Origin of the sequence: Providencia sp. PROV116 (assembly GCF_028482485.1) — a bacterium.
Taxonomy (GTDB): Bacteria; Pseudomonadota; Gammaproteobacteria; order Enterobacterales; family Enterobacteriaceae; genus Providencia; species Providencia rettgeri.
The window spans coordinates 26,595-42,197 of the sequence record NZ_JAMPQO010000015.1 but is presented as its reverse complement, the minus strand read 5'-3'; the positions used below and the strand labels follow the sequence as shown (position 1 = coordinate 42,197).

Sequence of the window (15,603 nt, the reverse complement as noted above, 5' to 3'; positions counted from 1 at the left end):
GCACTTACTATAAGGGAGTTGAGTGTCAGAAATTGTCAGGAGAGACGCACAATACTTCTTTTTGCCAGCGTTCTAGCAGGTAGTTTTTTGGATAAGGGAGTTTGTCAGTAAGAGCACAATAAGATTGAATGCGGTCTAAACGAAAATGGCGATAACTTTTCCGTAATTCACACCAAGCAGCCAGTACTTGTGAATCTTTCATATAACCAATTGCAATTGGCCAAATGACTCGCTCACTAGGCTGGTTTTGTCCATCAAGATAAGTCATTTTGGCTTTGCATTCTTCTCGTAAACTTAAACGTAAGTCTTTAACGATGATGTCGTTAATTTCATAGAAATGTGTGGTAGGAGCAAATAAGGTATTTTGATTTAGAATTTTCTGTGAATGACCTGCTACTACGGCATTAATTTTACTTATCGCCCGTATTGCTGAGTTTTTTAGTTCGGTGTCTGCATTACTTTTTACCCAACGTAAACCTAATATTAAGGCTTCAAGTTCATTTTCATCGAAAGCTAAAGGCGGTAGTAATAGACCCGTTTTTAATTGGTAGCCAATACCGGCTTCCCCGACAATTTCAGCACCTTGGTCTCGTAGGGATTCAATATCTCGATAGATAGAACGCACGCTGACTTGCAGTTGTGATGAAAGTGCTTCAGCGGTAATAGGATAGCGATTCTCTTTAAGTATCTGCAATAACGTGAGTAGGCGCTGAGTGCGGGTCATGAAGTTGTCTGCTTAATGTTATGGAGTGAGAAAAATAGCAAAGATAATTTAGCTATAGTAAAAAAACAATGAGCTGAATGCTAATTAATATGTTAATTGGCGATAAAGGGAATGGAAAATTCCCTTTATCAATACCGATAAATACACAGTAATATTATTTAAAATGTTAAAACCGTTTTTAACCCCAAAACCCATGCATCTGATGTTTTCTGGACGCCGCCTGGTTGATGCCAATATTGCACACTTGGTTGGAGTTCCAGCCAATAAGCAGGTTTAAAGCGATAATAGAGTTCTGCATTTAATGCGTTTGAAGTAATAGGGTGATATAACGGGTCATTATAATCGGTGATCCCTAGCTGCTCATTTTGTATTTTTTGGTTTTTCGCAAAGTGGTCGCTGAGCTCAATATACGAGATACCGAGACCAATCCAGTCTTCAGGCCTTGCATCAAATGCCCCGCGGTAGCGAAGGGAACTTGAAACAACATAATTCATGAAATTACTGCGCTCATCATGATAACTGCCACTGACAGATAAACTTAAACCTCGATTTTCATCATCTTGATGGCGAGTTAATTGTTGGTTCATTCCACCATAGACAAACCATGTGTTGTTATAGCTTTTATCTTTATACAGATCATGCTGTTTGGCATTGGTATATAATAATCCTAAGTTATAAGCACCAGGCAACCCATTGACGAAAGTACGATTTTCAACTTCTAAGGGTAATAAAATACCTTTACTGCCTTTGGTTGACCAACTCCACGCATGGCTTCTATCCGTCGCTTGAGGATTCTGCTCCATAACTCCTGTTTTGATGGTAATCTCAGGGGTGATTTTATAGCTAACGGTCGTTCCCCAAGTATGAATATTCCAGTTGCTCCATGTCAGGGCGTTGGCTGATTTTCCACCACATTGGCTAAGTAGTTGAAAATCACAAGGGATAATTTGGTCAAACTCTTGTACTTTATTCATCATCCCAATACGCCAAGTTAGTCGACGGTCATCAAAACTGCGAGCAAAAGTAAGCCAACCTAACCGTGTTACGGAGCCGCCCCCATAGCTTTCTTGTGCAAGGTCGTTATTAGGTACTCGAGGGTCTTGCAGGCGCTTAACTGTTAGATTGTCTTCATGGTTACGATTGACAATATTTCCTTCGATACGAGCATCGGGAATACCTGTCCAACGTTCAAGATCTTGTGTGAATGTGAAAGCAAATTGGTCTATATAAGCAGTATGTTTATCATTATTATAACCGCCCCCTGCATTATAGGCGACTTGGCTCAAATAATTACTGTGAAATGAAAAACCGTAGTCGGATAATATAGGACGTATGCCCAACATATCACCGAATATTCCTTTAGGTGCGGGTTCAAAGCCTAAAACAGTTCCATTCCATTGTTGTTCATTAGCAATAGCAGGCAATGTTAAAAATAACAAAGAGAATAATAATTTTTTATTCATGTCGGATATAACCTATTAGCAATAGTTTGCTTTAACCCAATAATAGAAAATGGGCTCATGCGGTTTTATTTTTAATATAGGGGCTCTCGAGATAAATAAATTACCCCGAGAGAGTGTTATTATATTTGGGTATTTATTCTATTGATTTAATAATTCTCCTTGGCTGTTGATAATACCTTGGTACCAATAGAAACTTTTTTTACGTTTTCTTTCGAGAGAGCCGTTACCTTTGTTATCACGGTCAACATAGATAAATCCATAACGTTTTGACATCTCTGCATTGGATGCACTGACAATATCGATAGGCCCCCAACTGGTATAACCCATAATATTAACACCATCTTCAATAGCTTCATGGATTTGAACTAAATGGTCATTAATATATTGAATACGATAGTCATCATTAATATGGCCATCAGAGGTTATTTCATCTACTGCACCTAGGCCATTTTCGACAATGAATAAAGGTTTTTGGTATCTATCCCATAATAAATTTAATAGTGTTCTAATTCCTTTTGGATCTATTTGCCATCCCCATTCTGAACTTTCTAAATGAGGGTTTGGCACCATACTAAGGATATTTCCGCGTTTTTTCTCATATTCATCTTTATCTGCGGTAATACAACCAGTCATATAATAACTGAATGAGATAAAGTCCACGGTATTTTGTAAGTCACGCTTATCTTCTTCTGTTATTGTAATATTAATTTGGTTATCTCGAAAATAACGCAGCATATAACCTGGGTATTGGCCTCTGCATTGTACATCACCAAAAAATAGCCATTTGCGATTCTCTATCATGGCTTCCCATACATCATCAGGCTTACAAGTTAATGGATAAACGAGACCTCCTAATAACATGTTACCGATTTTAGCATCAGGGATAATGCTATGGCAGGCTTTAGTGACTCTTGCACTGGCGACAAGTTGGTGGTGAATCGCTTGGTAAACCTCTGAAGGAGAACTATTTTCAGGTAGGCCTACACCAGTCATTGGTGCATGTAGTGACATATTAATCTCATTGAACGTCAGCCATAGTTTGACCTTATTTTTATAACGTTCAAAGACGGTGCGTGCATAACGTTCGAAAAACTCAATCGTTTTACGATTTCCCCAACCACCATATTGTGTCACTAAGTGATAGGGCATTTCATAATGGGATAAGGTAATAACAGGTTGAATGTTATATTTCGCCATTTCATCAAATAAATTATCATAAAAAGCGAGACCTTCTTCATTGGCCGTTAATTCGTCACCAAGTGGAAATATACGGCTCCATGCAATCGAGGTTCGTAAGCAGGTGAAACCCATTTCAGCGAAAAGTGCGATATCGGTTTTATATTGGTGATAAAAATCGATGGCAATATCTTTAATAAAACTCTCATTTTGTGTTCTTTCAATTAATGAACCAAATATGCCATGAGGTTGAATATCGGATGTGCTGAGCCCTTTACCCGCAGTTAAATAAGCACCTTCAGCTTGATTGGCTGCGATTGCGCCACCCCATAAAAATGAATTTGGAAATTTAATCATGCTTAGCTCCTTATTTGTGGTTAACGGTGATAAATTTCTGACAGCTTTGAATTGATTTATTAAGCTCAACGAACTCGATTGACGTATAATCATCACTGTTGCTAATAATGACAGGGGTTGTTAAGTCATACCCAGCCTCGAGAATTTTTTCTCGATCAAATGTCAGTAATAAATCACCTGTTTTGAAAACATCACCTTGTTTAATTTGAGGTGAAAAATGAAGCCCATCTAATTTCACAGTATCGATCCCCACATGGATGAGCAGTTCAATACCGCTTTGACTCAACAGCCCTAATGCATGGCCAGTTTTAAATAATGAGCTCACTTCACCATCGAATGGCGCATATACTTCTCCAGTATTTGGAATAATGGCCGCGCCTTGTCCAAGTAAGCCACTTGCAAAAGTTTCATCTGGGGTATCTTTTAATGAGATAGCGGCACCACTCAATGGTGCAAGAACTTCATTGGGGGTTGAAGTAATCTCAGTTTTAACCGATATTTCAGGGGATATCGCTTCCTTTTTAATACCAAAGAAACGGGTTGCAATAGCGGCAAATAAGAAAGAAAGCGTTGTACCAATAATGGCCCCCCAAACCGTATTATCAACACCATGTTCTGGGATGATTTGTGCAAAGGTAAAAATATTAATCAACCCAAATGAGAATGTCAGAGTTTGGCTATAACCAACAATTGCGCCACCAACACCACCACCAATACAGCCAAAAATAAAAGGTCGGCGCAGAGGAAGAGTCACACCGTAGACAGCAGGCTCAGTGATACCAAATAAGCCAGCGGTGACGGAAGAGCCTGCCATAATTTTCATTTTTGCATTTTTTGTTGCTAATAGAACACCTAAAGTGGCGCCAATTTGCCCAGCTACAGCGGGAAGTAATAGAGGGAATAGCGCATCGTGGCCTAGGGCACTTAAATTATTAATACCAATAGGGACAATTCCCCAATGTAAGCCGAAAATAACGCATATTTGCCAAACGGCTCCCATGAAAGCACCTGCGATAACTGGGGCAAAGTTATAAATAGCTTGGAAACTCTCCGCAATTAACATGCTTATCCATGTTGCTAAAGGCCCAATAACAAGGAAGGTGAGTGGAACAATAATGAGTAAGCACAGAAAAGGTGCAATAAAATTCTTCATTGCAGAAGGTAAAATTTGGTTTAGTCGCTTTTCAAGCAAGCAGCTTAACCAAGAGGCAAAAATAATCGGAATGACAGATGCTGCATAGTTAATAAAGGTGACTGGGATCCCCAAAAAATATTCAGGTGTAGAACCCGCAACGAGACTTTGCTGAAAAGCGGTAATCATCATTGGGTGAATGAGTGCACCACCAATCGTCATGGTAACAAATGGGCTTCCACCAAATTTTTTCCCTGCGGTGTAGCCGAGTACCAGTGGGAAAAAATAGAATAAAGAGTCACTTGCTGCAAACCAGATTTGATAAGTGCCGCTGCTTGTGGATAGCCAACCTAATGCGTCTGCTAATGAAAGTAACCCTTTTAAAATACCTGAAGCAGCCATGATGCCTAAAATGGGCGTAAAAATGCTGGAAACAATATCGATAAAGTAGCCTAGTAAGCTTTCTTTATCTTGTTTTACCACTTTTTTTTCCGCTTTTTTGGGCTGATTTATTGAGCTTGAGGTTGTATCAATTAACTGATTAACAGCGTTAAAAACCTCGTTAACGTGGTTACCGATGACGACTTGAAATTGACCGCCGCTTTCAACTACGGTAATAACCTCTGGACTTTGTTTTAATTGCTCTGCATTGGCTTTTTTACTTTCTTTCAGTTTAAAGCGTAGGCGTGTCGCGCAATGTATTAAATCGACAACGTTATCTTTTCCTCCAACGTTTTCGATAATTTGCTCCGCCAAAGCTTGATATTTCATATTGATTTCCTTTATTACCTAAACAATAGAAGCCACGTTACTATTGATAAATAAGCAAAAAAAAACCTGACTCACCACCAGCACGAATAAGGCTAGTAGTGAAAATCAGGTTTTGCCTGCCAACGGGCAGTAGCAATCCATCGGTTTTTATCAGTTTGTATCAATAAATAGTTTTTCGGCTTACTTCGCGTCACTTATGTGACGATTTTTCTTTCCTAATTCGCTCTATATGAATGGTTAAATACATTCGTTCTTCATCTGTTAAGTCGCGTTGGTATTTCTTAGCTAAAAAAGTACTGACTTTTTCAGCACATTTCCAAGAAGTTGAATAATTTTCTTTGATGACAAGATGCATCGCAATATCGTCATTAGGAACTGGCTCATTACTCATCATTCGATGGGTGAAAAACTTCAAATGAGTTACAAATCGCTGGTAACTTAGCGTGTCTTCATGATATTCAATTTGAAGGTAATATTTTACGATGTTCATGATTTCATTCATGATTGCCATCGTTTCCATGACAATTGGCATTTCACCCGTCAACTGTGCATTGACGAAATGTAACGCGATAAACCCAGCTTCATCGATGGGTAACTCAATCTCTAAATCTTGTTTAATCAATGCCAATGACTCTAACCCCAACTGGTACTCTTTTGGGTAAAGCCGTTGAATTTCCCATAACATGGTATTAGTGATAGCTAGGCCTTTTTGCTGCCTTTCAATCGCATAATTGCAGTGATCCGTTAAAACGATATATAAGCTTTCATGCAGATTGCCAAGTTTACTTTTCGCATTTTCAATTATCTTGTCACAGACTTTCATGACAGAAATTGGTATTTGGCTCAACAGTTCACTTAGCCGACTTGTTAATTCATGGCTACGTAACTCAAAGACTTTTTCTATTTTTTTAGTATCGACAAAGTCATTAACTTTCATTTGAAAGGCGAGCCCACGTCCCATAACGACAATTTCTTGCTGCTGTTCATTTAGGGCAACGACCACATTGTTGTTTAAAATTTTTGCGATCTGCATTTTGTTTCCCCTAAAACGAAAAAAACCTGATAGCGCAATGACAATTCATTGACTAATCAGGTTTTGCCTGCGTGATAAGTGCAGTAACAATCCAATAACTTAATTTTCATGTACTGTAATTAAACTTTTTGGGTTATTCAAACAGCAAAGTATGAAAATGTGAACTAACACGCTCAATTCAGCCAATCTCTTTTGTACATGACGAATGGCGGTATAGTACCTATTTGATTGTTTTTTGCCACCAAGACACAATGTAATCAGCGATTTGCTCAGGGTTATTGATATCTAATTGCGGCACGTGAGTATCAATGATTTCATTACTGGCAACAGCAACCACATAGTTATCTATCAAGCCATTAAGGGGTTTACCCACCTCAGAACGAAACAACGCGATTTTATCGATTGTTTCATGTTTAAATCCTTCAACGAGGATCAAGTCCAACGAAGCGGGATCGAAACGGCTGGCTAAATAGCGTAGATCCATTTCATTAGCGTCGGGGGTTTCGGTCATTAACGCCCAACGTTTTTCACTAGCAACGAGCGTTTGGTCTGCACCTGCCTTACGTAATTCAAAGCTGTCTTTGCCCGGTTTATCCACTTCCATATCATGGTGGGTATGTTTAATTAAACCAACGCGAACATTACGTTTGCGAAGTAACGGGATCACTTTTTTTAATAATGTTGTTTTGCCAGTGCCGCTATAAGCGGTAATGCCAAGTAGAGGTAGAGTATTCTGATTCATGGCTATTTTCGTTGCCGCTCCCATAGACGGCTATCTTCCGGAGTATTTAAATTAATAAACGTGTCAGACTCTGACGTGAAAATGATACCTTTTGCGTCGATTTCACGCATAAATAGCATCAGTTTGCGATCGCCTCTTGCAAGGTAATCATCAAGGCGAGTTTTAAGCGAGTTGTGTAGTAAAGCGAATGTTGGATGTTCTCGTTCATTATCTTGTGCGTAACAGGCAAGGTGAGTGCCTTTCTCACTAAACATTTTTTTAGCTAAATTAAGTGGAAAATCAGGAACGTCACAAGGTACAAATAGCAACCACTCTGTCTTAGCATAGTGTAGTGCAGCTTGCATTCCAGCGAGTGGACCAGAAAAATCACTATTTAAATCAGAAATAACGGTCAACTGGCTCTCTCGATAACGCGCTTGATTGCGGTTTGCATTGATGATGACTTGGCCCACTTGGGGGCTTAAACGCGCTAAAATATACTGGTAGAGTGGTTTACTGAGTAAAGGAACTAAGCCTTTATCTTGCCCACCCATCCTGCTTCCTCGGCCGCCTGCAAGTATGACACCGGTTATTGACTGACGAAATGACATGTTCAATATCCTTGAATATCTTCAAGAAAATGTTTCAACATTCGTAGAAAACACTTTCGAGTATAGTAATTACTAAAATTTATTCTATTTTGCTATAAAATCAATGAATATTCCCGCGTATTGCAGTTAAACTTTACGTAGATTGACAACAGTTCGCTTTTTCTCTTGTATGATTATTGGTAACTTGTATCGAATATTCGTGATAAAGGAATAAACATGAAATGCCATCGCTTAAATGAAGTTATTGAGCTTCTGCACCCTGTCTGGAAAGATAATTCAGATTTAAACTTAGTTGAATTATTGCAAAAACTGGCTGACGAAGCAGGTTTTAAAGGCAGTTTATCTGAGTTAACAGATGATGTGCTGATTTATCATTTAAAAATGCGTGGCTCGGACAGCAATGAAGCGATCCCTGGTTTAAAAAAAGATTATGAAGATGACTTTAAAACCGCTATTTTGCGTGCCCGTGGCATTATTAAAGATTAAAACGCGATGGATCAAATAGAACATTCGAATTTCCATTTTAGTGGAATTTCCCCCGACTTAATTTTAGACGCCTTAATGGAAGTTGGGGTTTACCCTGAATCTGGGCTGCTTGAATTAAATAGCTACGAAAATCGAGTTTATCAGTTCCAAGACGAAAATCGGCAACGCTTTGTGGTTAAATTTTATCGTCCCGAGCGTTGGAATCGTTCGCAAATTCAAGAAGAACATGATTTCACTTTAGAGCTACGAGATGAAGGGTTATCTGTAGCTGCACCTCTTGAGTTTGCCGGGCAAACGGTATTGGAATTTGGTGGGTTTATATTTGCAATTTTTCCGAGTGTCGGTGGCCGACAATATGAAACAGATAACTTGTTTCAATTAGAAAGTGTCGGCCACTTATTAGGGCGTATACACCAAATTGGTCAGCGTAAAAATTTTGCATTTCGTCCGACAATAGGTCTCGATGAATATTTGGCACAACCTCACCAAGTGATAGCATCGAGTCCTTTGATTGCAGAACGTTATAAGTCCCAATTTATAACGTCTTTAGATGCATTGATTGCACAAGTAAAATTGCAGTGGCCTAGCTCAATTTCATCTATTCGTCTACAAGGTGATTGCCACCCAGGCAATATTCTATGGCGCGATGAAGCTTGGCTGGTGGATTTTGATGACGCCCGAAACGGGCCTGCAATCCAAGACCTTTGGATGCTACTTAATGGCTCTCGCCAAGAACAAGTCATTCAATTGAATACGTTATTAGAAACGTATAATGAGTTTTGTGATTTTGATGTAAAACAGCTGAAGCTTATTGAACCTCTTAGAGCAATGCGTATGGTACATTATCTCGGGTGGATTATCCGCCGTTGGCAAGACCCTGCATTTCCTCGAGCATTTTCTTGGCTACAAGCTGATGATTTTTGGCAAAAACAATCGCTCGAATTTAATCAACAGATTGAACGGTTGCAAGACGCCCCTTTGCAGTTAACCCCTCAGTTTTAACTTTTAAGTTTTTGTTTTTGGAGAATGTAGTCTATGAAAAAAATTATGTTGGCTTTGCTTGGTATTGCCATGTCTTTTAGTGCTGCAGCGGCAAACTACACGGAAGGTAAAGAGTATACTGATGTTAAAGCTGTACCAAATTTACCGCAAGTTCTGGAGTTCTTCTCATTTTATTGCCCACACTGCTATCAATTTGAGAGTGTGTATAAAGTGCCTCAAACCGTAGAGAAAAACTTGCCAGAAGGCGTGAAAATGGAACGTTATCACGTTGATTTTCTTGGTCCTTTAGGTGCTGATTTAACCCAAGCTTGGGCCGTTGCGATTGTCCTGAAAGCAGAAGACAAAGTGACGCCTATTCTGTTTGAAGGTATCCAAAAAACGCAAACTATCAACAGCAAAGCAGATATTCGTAATGCCTTTATCAAAGCGGGTATTTCTGGTGATGAGTATGATGCAGCTTTAAATAGCTTCGTTGTAAAATCTATCGTTGCGAAACAGCAAAATGCAGCGCAAGACTTAAAATTGCGTGGTGTTCCTGCATTATTTGTTGATGGTAAATACCAAGTTCGTAATAACGGTATCTCAGTTGATAATGCCGCTGATTATGGCAAAGAGTTCTCTAACGTTGTGAACTTCTTAGTAAGTAAAAAATAATAGCAAATAGACGGTGGTAAATTAGCCATCGTCTTTTTTCTCCTATCAATATCCACAATTCTAAGACGTTCTCTCCGGCGCATTAAATCTACTCAATCTTGTGCTAACTCTTTGATTTTACTTTCCTGTTCATACTGTTAATCATCATATTACTTATTGAATTTACTGAGTAACACAAATTTACACACAAGGTTATCCACAGGATGTTAATCAGGTATTTAGTACATTGGTGTGATTAATTTAATTGTAAATAATAATTTTAACTAATCGTAATAAATAATGTATTTGAAATCGTGAATGATTTGATGTGCTTTTAACAATGCGATTAAGCGGAATATAAAACTTGGGATGTATCTGAGGCGACATTATGGCATCCTATTAGCATTCGTTCCTGACTAAAAGATGATGACAGATTATGGCTCAGATTGCAGAAAACCCCCTTATTTTGGTTGATGGTTCCTCTTACCTATACCGTGCTTATCATGCATTCCCTCCACTGACCAATAGTGCTGGTGAGCCTACAGGGGCAATGTATGGCGTGCTTAATATGCTACGCAGTTTAATTATGCAGTATAAACCTAGCCATGTAGCGGTTGTCTTTGATGCGAAGGGAAAAACATTTCGTGATGAATTGTTCGAAAGCTATAAGTCTCATCGCCCACCTATGCCTGATGACTTGCGCGCTCAAATCGCTCCATTGCATGAAATGGTAGAAGCGATGGGGTTACCTTTACTTGTTGTTTCAGGGGTGGAAGCCGATGACGTCATCGGGACATTAGCTTGTGAAGCAAGCCGAAAAGGTATGCCAGTATTAATCAGTACGGGCGATAAAGACATGGCGCAATTAGTTGAGCCTAATATTACGCTCATTAATACCATGAATAACACTATTCTAGGGCCTGATGAAGTCAAAGAAAAATACGGTGTGCCCCCTGAACTTATTATCGACTTTTTAGCCTTAATGGGGGATTCGTCAGATAACATTCCTGGCGTGCCTGGTGTCGGTGAAAAAACAGCACTAGCCTTACTGCAAGGCATTGGTAGCTTAGAAGCAATTTATAATGACCTTGAAGCTATCGCTCCATTAGGTTTTAGAGGCTCTAAAACCTTAGCCCCTAAAATGGCTGAAAACCGTGATGTTGCTTTTTTATCATATCAATTAGCGACAATTAAAACGGATGTTGAGCTGGAAAAGACCTGTGAAGAGTTACAAGTTGCTCAGCCAGATGTGGATAAGCTACATCAATTATTCAGCCGTTATGAATTTAAACGTTGGTTAACGGATGTTGAAAATGGGACTTGGATGGAGGGGAAAGGCACAAGTACAAAAGTGAGCCCAACGCCAGCAACGTCAGCTGCCAAGCCATCAATCCCAACAGCACCAACATTGAGTGCTGAAAATTACCAAACGATTTTAGAAAAAGCGGATTTAGAGCGCTGGGTTGAAAAACTGAGCAAGGCATCGTTATTTGCTTTTGATACTGAAACCGATAGCTTAGATACCCAAGAAGCCCGTTTAGTGGGCATGTCATTTGCAATTGAGCCAGGGCATGCCGCTTATTTGCCATTAGGTCACGATTACCTTGATGCGCCAGTACAACTCCCTCTGGAAGAGGTTTTGGAAGTTATGAAACCTTTGCTTGAGAGTGAAAAAATTCTCAAAATTGGCCAGAACTTGAAATATGATGCAGAAGTTCTTGAAAACTACGGCATTGAATTAAAAGGTATTGGCTATGACACCATGCTGGAATCGTATGTGTTAAATAGTGTTGCGGGAATGGGGCGCCATGATATGGACAGCTTGGCCGATCGCCATTTGAACCACAAAACTGTGAGCTTTGAAGAAATCGCGGGTAAAGGTAAAAAACAGCTGACATTTAATCAAATCGCCTTAGAAGAAGCAGCTAATTATGCCGCGGAAGATGCGGATGTCACGTTATTACTGCACCAAGCGTTATACCCACAATTAGAAGCTGAGCCAACGCTTAATCATATTTTCCAAAATATTGAAATGCCACTTGTGCCTGTGTTAGTCCGCATGGAACGCAAAGGTGTTTTAATTGACGCAAACGTACTTGCAGCGCAGTCAAAGGTGATTACCGCTCGTTTAGCTGAGCTGGAAAAAGAGGCTTTCGAGCTTGCAGGGGAAGAGTTTAACCTCGCTTCGCCAAAACAATTGCAAACTATCTTATTCGAAAAATTGCAATTGCCGGTGATAAAGAAAACACCAAGTGGGGCAGCGTCGACTAATGAAGAAGTGCTTGAAGAATTGGCGCTGAATCATGCATTGCCAAAATTGTTGCTCGAGCACCGTAGTTTAGCCAAATTAAAATCCACGTATACGGATAAACTGCCACTCATGATTAACCCGCGTACTCAGCGTGTTCATACTTCTTACCATCAAGCCGTCACAGCAACAGGGCGTTTATCTTCTCGAGATCCTAACCTACAAAACATTCCTGTTAGAACTGAGGAAGGGCGCCGGATCCGCCAAGCTTTTATTGCTCGTGAAGGCTACAAAGTGATGGCGGCGGACTACTCGCAAATTGAATTACGTATTATGGCGCATTTATCCCAAGATAAGGGCCTATTAACTGCGTTTGCGGAAGGGAAAGATATCCATAAAGCAACAGCCGCTGAAGTCTTTGGTGTACCACTGGAACAAGTCACTAGTGACCAACGCCGTAGTGCCAAAGCGATTAACTTCGGGCTTATCTATGGCATGAGTGCGTTTGGTTTAGCGCGTCAATTAGGGATCCCTCGAGGTGAGGCGCAGCGCTATATGGATCTTTACTTTGAACGTTACCCAGGTGTATTACGTTATATGGAAAACACACGCTTGCAAGCGTCTGAGCAAGGCTATGTAGAGACCCTCGAAGGTCGCCGTTTATATCTGGCAGATATTAAGTCCAGTAATGGAATGCGCCGTAAAGCCGCGGAACGCGAAGCGATCAACGCACCAATGCAAGGAACCGCAGCGGATATCATTAAAAAAGCGATGATTGCTGTTGATAATTGGTTGCAAACCAAAAAGCCACATGCAGATATGCTAATGCAAGTTCATGATGAATTGGTTTTTGAAGTGAAAGAATCTGAGTTAGAGCGTGTCCAAGCTCAGGTCCAATTGTTAATGGAACAAAGCATGAAATTGGATGTACCATTAAAAGTGGATGTGGGGATAGGCGATAACTGGGATGAAGCCCATTAATTTTTAACAATATTGAATCTACAAAACCTCCAATACGTTATTGGGGGTTTTTTTATGTTTAAGTGAATACATAACAGATAATTATGCATTTGAAATTATTAACTAGAAATTTAATATAACTCTGTAATAAATCAATTATTTCATGATGAAATTTGAGGATATGATTAACATTTTTATGCGACATATATCTCATAAATATGTAATTAAAATCCGTTTTTTTGTCTTATTTTATTCGTATTATCATGCTGAATCGTAGACAGCTTTGAAAAAAAATTACAAAAAGGCTTTTTTTCGAGCGAAAAATAAAGTACATTAATAGGCGTAGGGTACAGAGGTAAGATGTTCTATCTTTCAGACCTTTTACTTCACGTAATCGGATTTAGCTGAATATTAGCTGCTCCAGTCAAGTATTTGACTGGAGCATTTTTTTATCTAAAATTCAGTGAATTAGAAGCTATGAGGGTGTAATGAACCATTTCTGGCTCACTACTAAAGAAATCAAGCCGGTGTGTTATACCAACTATCTAGCTTAATACGGAGTTTATCGACACCAATTTTTTTCAGTGCTGAAAAGTATTCGACTTCAATATCCCCTTCAAGTGGAGCAAGTGCTTGACGCACTTCCATTAACTGTTTCTTTCTTGCTCCAGAGGCCAGTTTGTCTGCTTTAGTGAGTAAAACCAGAACTGGCACATTCATTGCGACAGACCACTCAATCATTTGCATATCGAGGTCTTTTAATGGATGACGGATATCCATTAATACAACAAGCCCCTTAATGCATTCGCGTTTTTGGAGATATTCCCCGAGTGCTTGTTGCCACTTACGTTTCATTTCTTCAGGAACTTCGGCATAACCATAGCCTGGAAGGTCAACAAGGCGAACGCCTTCCTCAACTTCAAATAGGTTGATTAGCTGAGTTCTTCCTGGCGTTTTACTGGTGCGTGCTAAGCTTTTTTGCTGTGTTAATGCGTTTAACGCACTGGATTTCCCCGCATTAGAACGGCCAGCAAAAGCCACCTCAACTCCGGTATCTTTAGGTAGATGACGGATATCGGGTGCACTGATGACAAATTTTGCCATCTGGTAGTTATGATTTTTAATTGCCATTTGTCTTTCTCCCTGAGTTAGCCTCAAAAGGCTCGAGGATTATAGCTTTGCTTAGCGCTTCCCGACAACTCGAAATATCCTCTTAACCGCTTTTCCCTTGGTGTCAGGTATTATTTTTTGTGTGTTGTAGTCTGCGAAATTGTAATAATAGAAAAATAACCATTATTAATGACGTTTTTCACTAAAATTGGTCTAGAATTTAGCGCATTTGGTGTGTTTTTATTTTTTGGCGTAAATATAGGTAAATCTTCAGCATTCTTGTTGGCTTCACTCTAGAATTGCTTGATTGCAGTTGTAATGAGCTATAACGAAAGGGACCTTACATGTTAAAACGAATTTTTGTGCCACTTTTGGCCATCTGCGCAATGAGCGCATCTTCTCTTGCATTATCTGCGGGTGAGACTTATGTTAAATTAGTCACGTCGGCGGGTGATATCGAATTAGAACTGAATAGTAAAAAAGCCCCTGTTACGACAGAAAATTTCGTTCAGTATGTTAATGAAGGTTATTACAACGGAACCACTTTCCACCGTGTTATCCCTGGTTTTATGATTCAAGGCGGTGGCTTTAATAAAGATTTACAGCAAAAACAAACCCGTGCTCCAATCAAAAATGAAGCGGATAACGGTTTACGTAATTTACGCGGTACTATTTCTATGGCGCGTACTGCAAGTAAAGACAGTGCAACTAGCCAATTTTTTATTAATGTGGCTGATAACGCTTTCTTAGACCACGGCCAACGTGACTTCGGTTACGCTGTATTTGGTAAGGTGGTGAAAGGGATGGATGTTGCAGATAAAATCTCTAAAGTAAAAACGGAAAACGTAGGGCCATATCAAAATGTCCCAGTTGAACCGATTACAATTATTTCTGCTGAAGTGATTAAAAAACCGTAGTAATTAAAAACGATAGTCATTAAAAGCTGTCGTGTCGAATACTGTGGGTAGGTTGTTTTAACGTGCCCACTTTTCTTAAAAGCGTTTTTCCTTCCTCTTTGAGTTTCTCTTCATTAACTATGTTAGTTAAAATATGTTAGCTCTTGCTAATTTTTATCAACCTTTTATTTCATTGTATTTAAAGTAATTCTTAACCAAAATACAGCTTTGTTATAGGGGTGTAAATATAATTCCATGATTTTTATATGGAATTTTTAGC

At 39.4% G+C, this 15,603-nt stretch carries 14 protein-coding genes; 6 read left to right on the top strand and 8 right to left on the bottom strand.

Annotation, left to right across the window (positions count from 1 at the left end):
- Positions 1-25 precede the first annotated feature (25 nt).
- The 7 genes from PSE72_RS11180 to mobA form a co-directional block, all read right to left on the bottom strand.
- Positions 26-724, bottom strand: a complete 699-nt coding sequence (locus tag PSE72_RS11180; protein ID WP_115166410.1) for a helix-turn-helix transcriptional regulator — start codon at positions 722-724, stop codon at positions 26-28.
- A gap of 158 nt (positions 725-882) precedes the next feature.
- Entirely contained in the window at positions 883-2,187 is a 1,305-nt protein-coding gene (locus tag PSE72_RS11175) for a carbohydrate porin (RefSeq protein WP_272690964.1), read from the bottom strand.
- Between the two features lie 138 nt (positions 2,188-2,325).
- Positions 2,326-3,720: a glycoside hydrolase family 1 protein gene (locus tag PSE72_RS11170; protein ID WP_115166412.1), complete on the bottom strand. Its 1,395-nt coding sequence runs from the start codon at positions 3,718-3,720 to the stop codon at positions 2,326-2,328.
- 10 nt (positions 3,721-3,730) lie between these two features.
- Positions 3,731-5,623, bottom strand: coding sequence for a PTS beta-glucoside transporter subunit IIABC (gene bglF / locus PSE72_RS11165; protein WP_115166413.1), 1,893 nt, complete (start codon positions 5,621-5,623; stop codon positions 3,731-3,733).
- Between the two features lie 190 nt (positions 5,624-5,813).
- Positions 5,814-6,656, bottom strand: a complete 843-nt coding sequence (gene licT, locus PSE72_RS11160; protein ID WP_115166414.1) for a BglG family transcription antiterminator LicT — start codon at positions 6,654-6,656, stop codon at positions 5,814-5,816.
- Between the two features lie 220 nt (positions 6,657-6,876).
- Positions 6,877-7,398: a molybdopterin-guanine dinucleotide biosynthesis protein MobB gene (gene mobB / locus PSE72_RS11155; RefSeq protein WP_115166415.1), complete on the bottom strand. Its 522-nt coding sequence runs from the start codon at positions 7,396-7,398 to the stop codon at positions 6,877-6,879.
- Positions 7,399-7,400: 2 nt separating this feature from the next.
- Positions 7,401-7,988, bottom strand: a complete 588-nt coding sequence (gene mobA / locus PSE72_RS11150; RefSeq protein ID WP_004265977.1) for a molybdenum cofactor guanylyltransferase MobA — start codon at positions 7,986-7,988, stop codon at positions 7,401-7,403.
- A gap of 216 nt (positions 7,989-8,204) precedes the next feature.
- On the opposite strand from mobA, the gene PSE72_RS11145 reads away from it, so the two are divergent.
- From PSE72_RS11145 to PSE72_RS19955, 5 genes are all read left to right on the top strand, one after another.
- Positions 8,205-8,474, top strand: a complete 270-nt coding sequence (locus tag PSE72_RS11145) for a YihD family protein (RefSeq protein ID WP_004262581.1) — start codon at positions 8,205-8,207, stop codon at positions 8,472-8,474.
- Positions 8,475-8,480: 6 nt separating this feature from the next.
- Entirely contained in the window at positions 8,481-9,476 is a 996-nt protein-coding gene (locus tag PSE72_RS11140) for a serine/threonine protein kinase (protein ID WP_115166416.1), read from the top strand.
- Between the two features lie 33 nt (positions 9,477-9,509).
- Positions 9,510-10,130 (top strand): thiol:disulfide interchange protein DsbA, encoded by a 621-nt coding sequence (gene dsbA / locus PSE72_RS11135; protein ID WP_004265973.1) that lies wholly within the window; start codon positions 9,510-9,512, stop codon positions 10,128-10,130.
- Positions 10,131-10,545: 415 nt separating this feature from the next.
- Positions 10,546-13,338 (top strand): DNA polymerase I, encoded by a 2,793-nt coding sequence (gene polA, locus PSE72_RS11130; protein WP_272690963.1) that lies wholly within the window; start codon positions 10,546-10,548, stop codon positions 13,336-13,338.
- A 339-nt stretch (positions 13,339-13,677) separates the two neighbouring features.
- A complete protein-coding gene (locus PSE72_RS19955; protein WP_438361642.1) occupies positions 13,678-13,725 on the top strand; it encodes a hypothetical protein in 48 nt (15 codons plus the stop codon).
- A gap of 111 nt (positions 13,726-13,836) precedes the next feature.
- Here PSE72_RS19955 and yihA read toward each other — a convergent pair whose 3' ends face one another.
- Positions 13,837-14,448 carry a ribosome biogenesis GTP-binding protein YihA/YsxC gene (gene yihA, locus PSE72_RS11125; protein ID WP_115166417.1) on the bottom strand — a complete coding sequence of 204 codons (612 nt, stop codon included), beginning with the start codon at positions 14,446-14,448 and terminating at the stop codon, positions 13,837-13,839.
- A gap of 323 nt (positions 14,449-14,771) precedes the next feature.
- On the opposite strand from yihA, the gene ppiA reads away from it, so the two are divergent.
- The gene (gene ppiA, locus PSE72_RS11120; protein ID WP_115166418.1) at positions 14,772-15,344 is read left to right on the top strand and encodes a peptidylprolyl isomerase A; all 573 of its coding nucleotides are present in this window, start codon (positions 14,772-14,774) and stop codon (positions 15,342-15,344) included.
- Positions 15,345-15,603: the final 259 nt, after the last annotated feature.

Excerpts from the sequence above, each read along its gene's own strand:
- PSE72_RS11180 (WP_115166410.1), bottom strand. The coding sequence starts at position 724 with ATGACCCGCACTCAGCGCCTACTCACGTTATTGCAGATACTTAAAGAG.
- PSE72_RS11175 (WP_272690964.1), bottom strand. The coding sequence starts at position 2,187 with ATGAATAAAAAATTATTATTCTCTTTGTTATTTTTAACATTGCCTGCT.
- PSE72_RS11170 (WP_115166412.1), bottom strand. The coding sequence starts at position 3,720 with ATGATTAAATTTCCAAATTCATTTTTATGGGGTGGCGCAATCGCAGCC.
- bglF (WP_115166413.1), bottom strand. The coding sequence starts at position 5,623 with ATGAAATATCAAGCTTTGGCGGAGCAAATTATCGAAAACGTTGGAGGA.
- licT (WP_115166414.1), bottom strand. The coding sequence starts at position 6,656 with ATGCAGATCGCAAAAATTTTAAACAACAATGTGGTCGTTGCCCTAAAT.
- mobB (WP_115166415.1), bottom strand. The coding sequence starts at position 7,398 with ATGAATCAGAATACTCTACCTCTACTTGGCATTACCGCTTATAGCGGC.
- mobA (WP_004265977.1), bottom strand. The coding sequence starts at position 7,988 with ATGTCATTTCGTCAGTCAATAACCGGTGTCATACTTGCAGGCGGCCGA.
- PSE72_RS11145 (WP_004262581.1), top strand. The coding sequence starts at position 8,205 with ATGAAATGCCATCGCTTAAATGAAGTTATTGAGCTTCTGCACCCTGTC.
- PSE72_RS11140 (WP_115166416.1), top strand. The coding sequence starts at position 8,481 with ATGGATCAAATAGAACATTCGAATTTCCATTTTAGTGGAATTTCCCCC.
- dsbA (WP_004265973.1), top strand. The coding sequence starts at position 9,510 with ATGAAAAAAATTATGTTGGCTTTGCTTGGTATTGCCATGTCTTTTAGT.
- polA (WP_272690963.1), top strand. The coding sequence starts at position 10,546 with ATGGCTCAGATTGCAGAAAACCCCCTTATTTTGGTTGATGGTTCCTCT.
- yihA (WP_115166417.1), bottom strand. The coding sequence starts at position 14,448 with ATGGCAATTAAAAATCATAACTACCAGATGGCAAAATTTGTCATCAGT.
- ppiA (WP_115166418.1), top strand. The coding sequence starts at position 14,772 with ATGTTAAAACGAATTTTTGTGCCACTTTTGGCCATCTGCGCAATGAGC.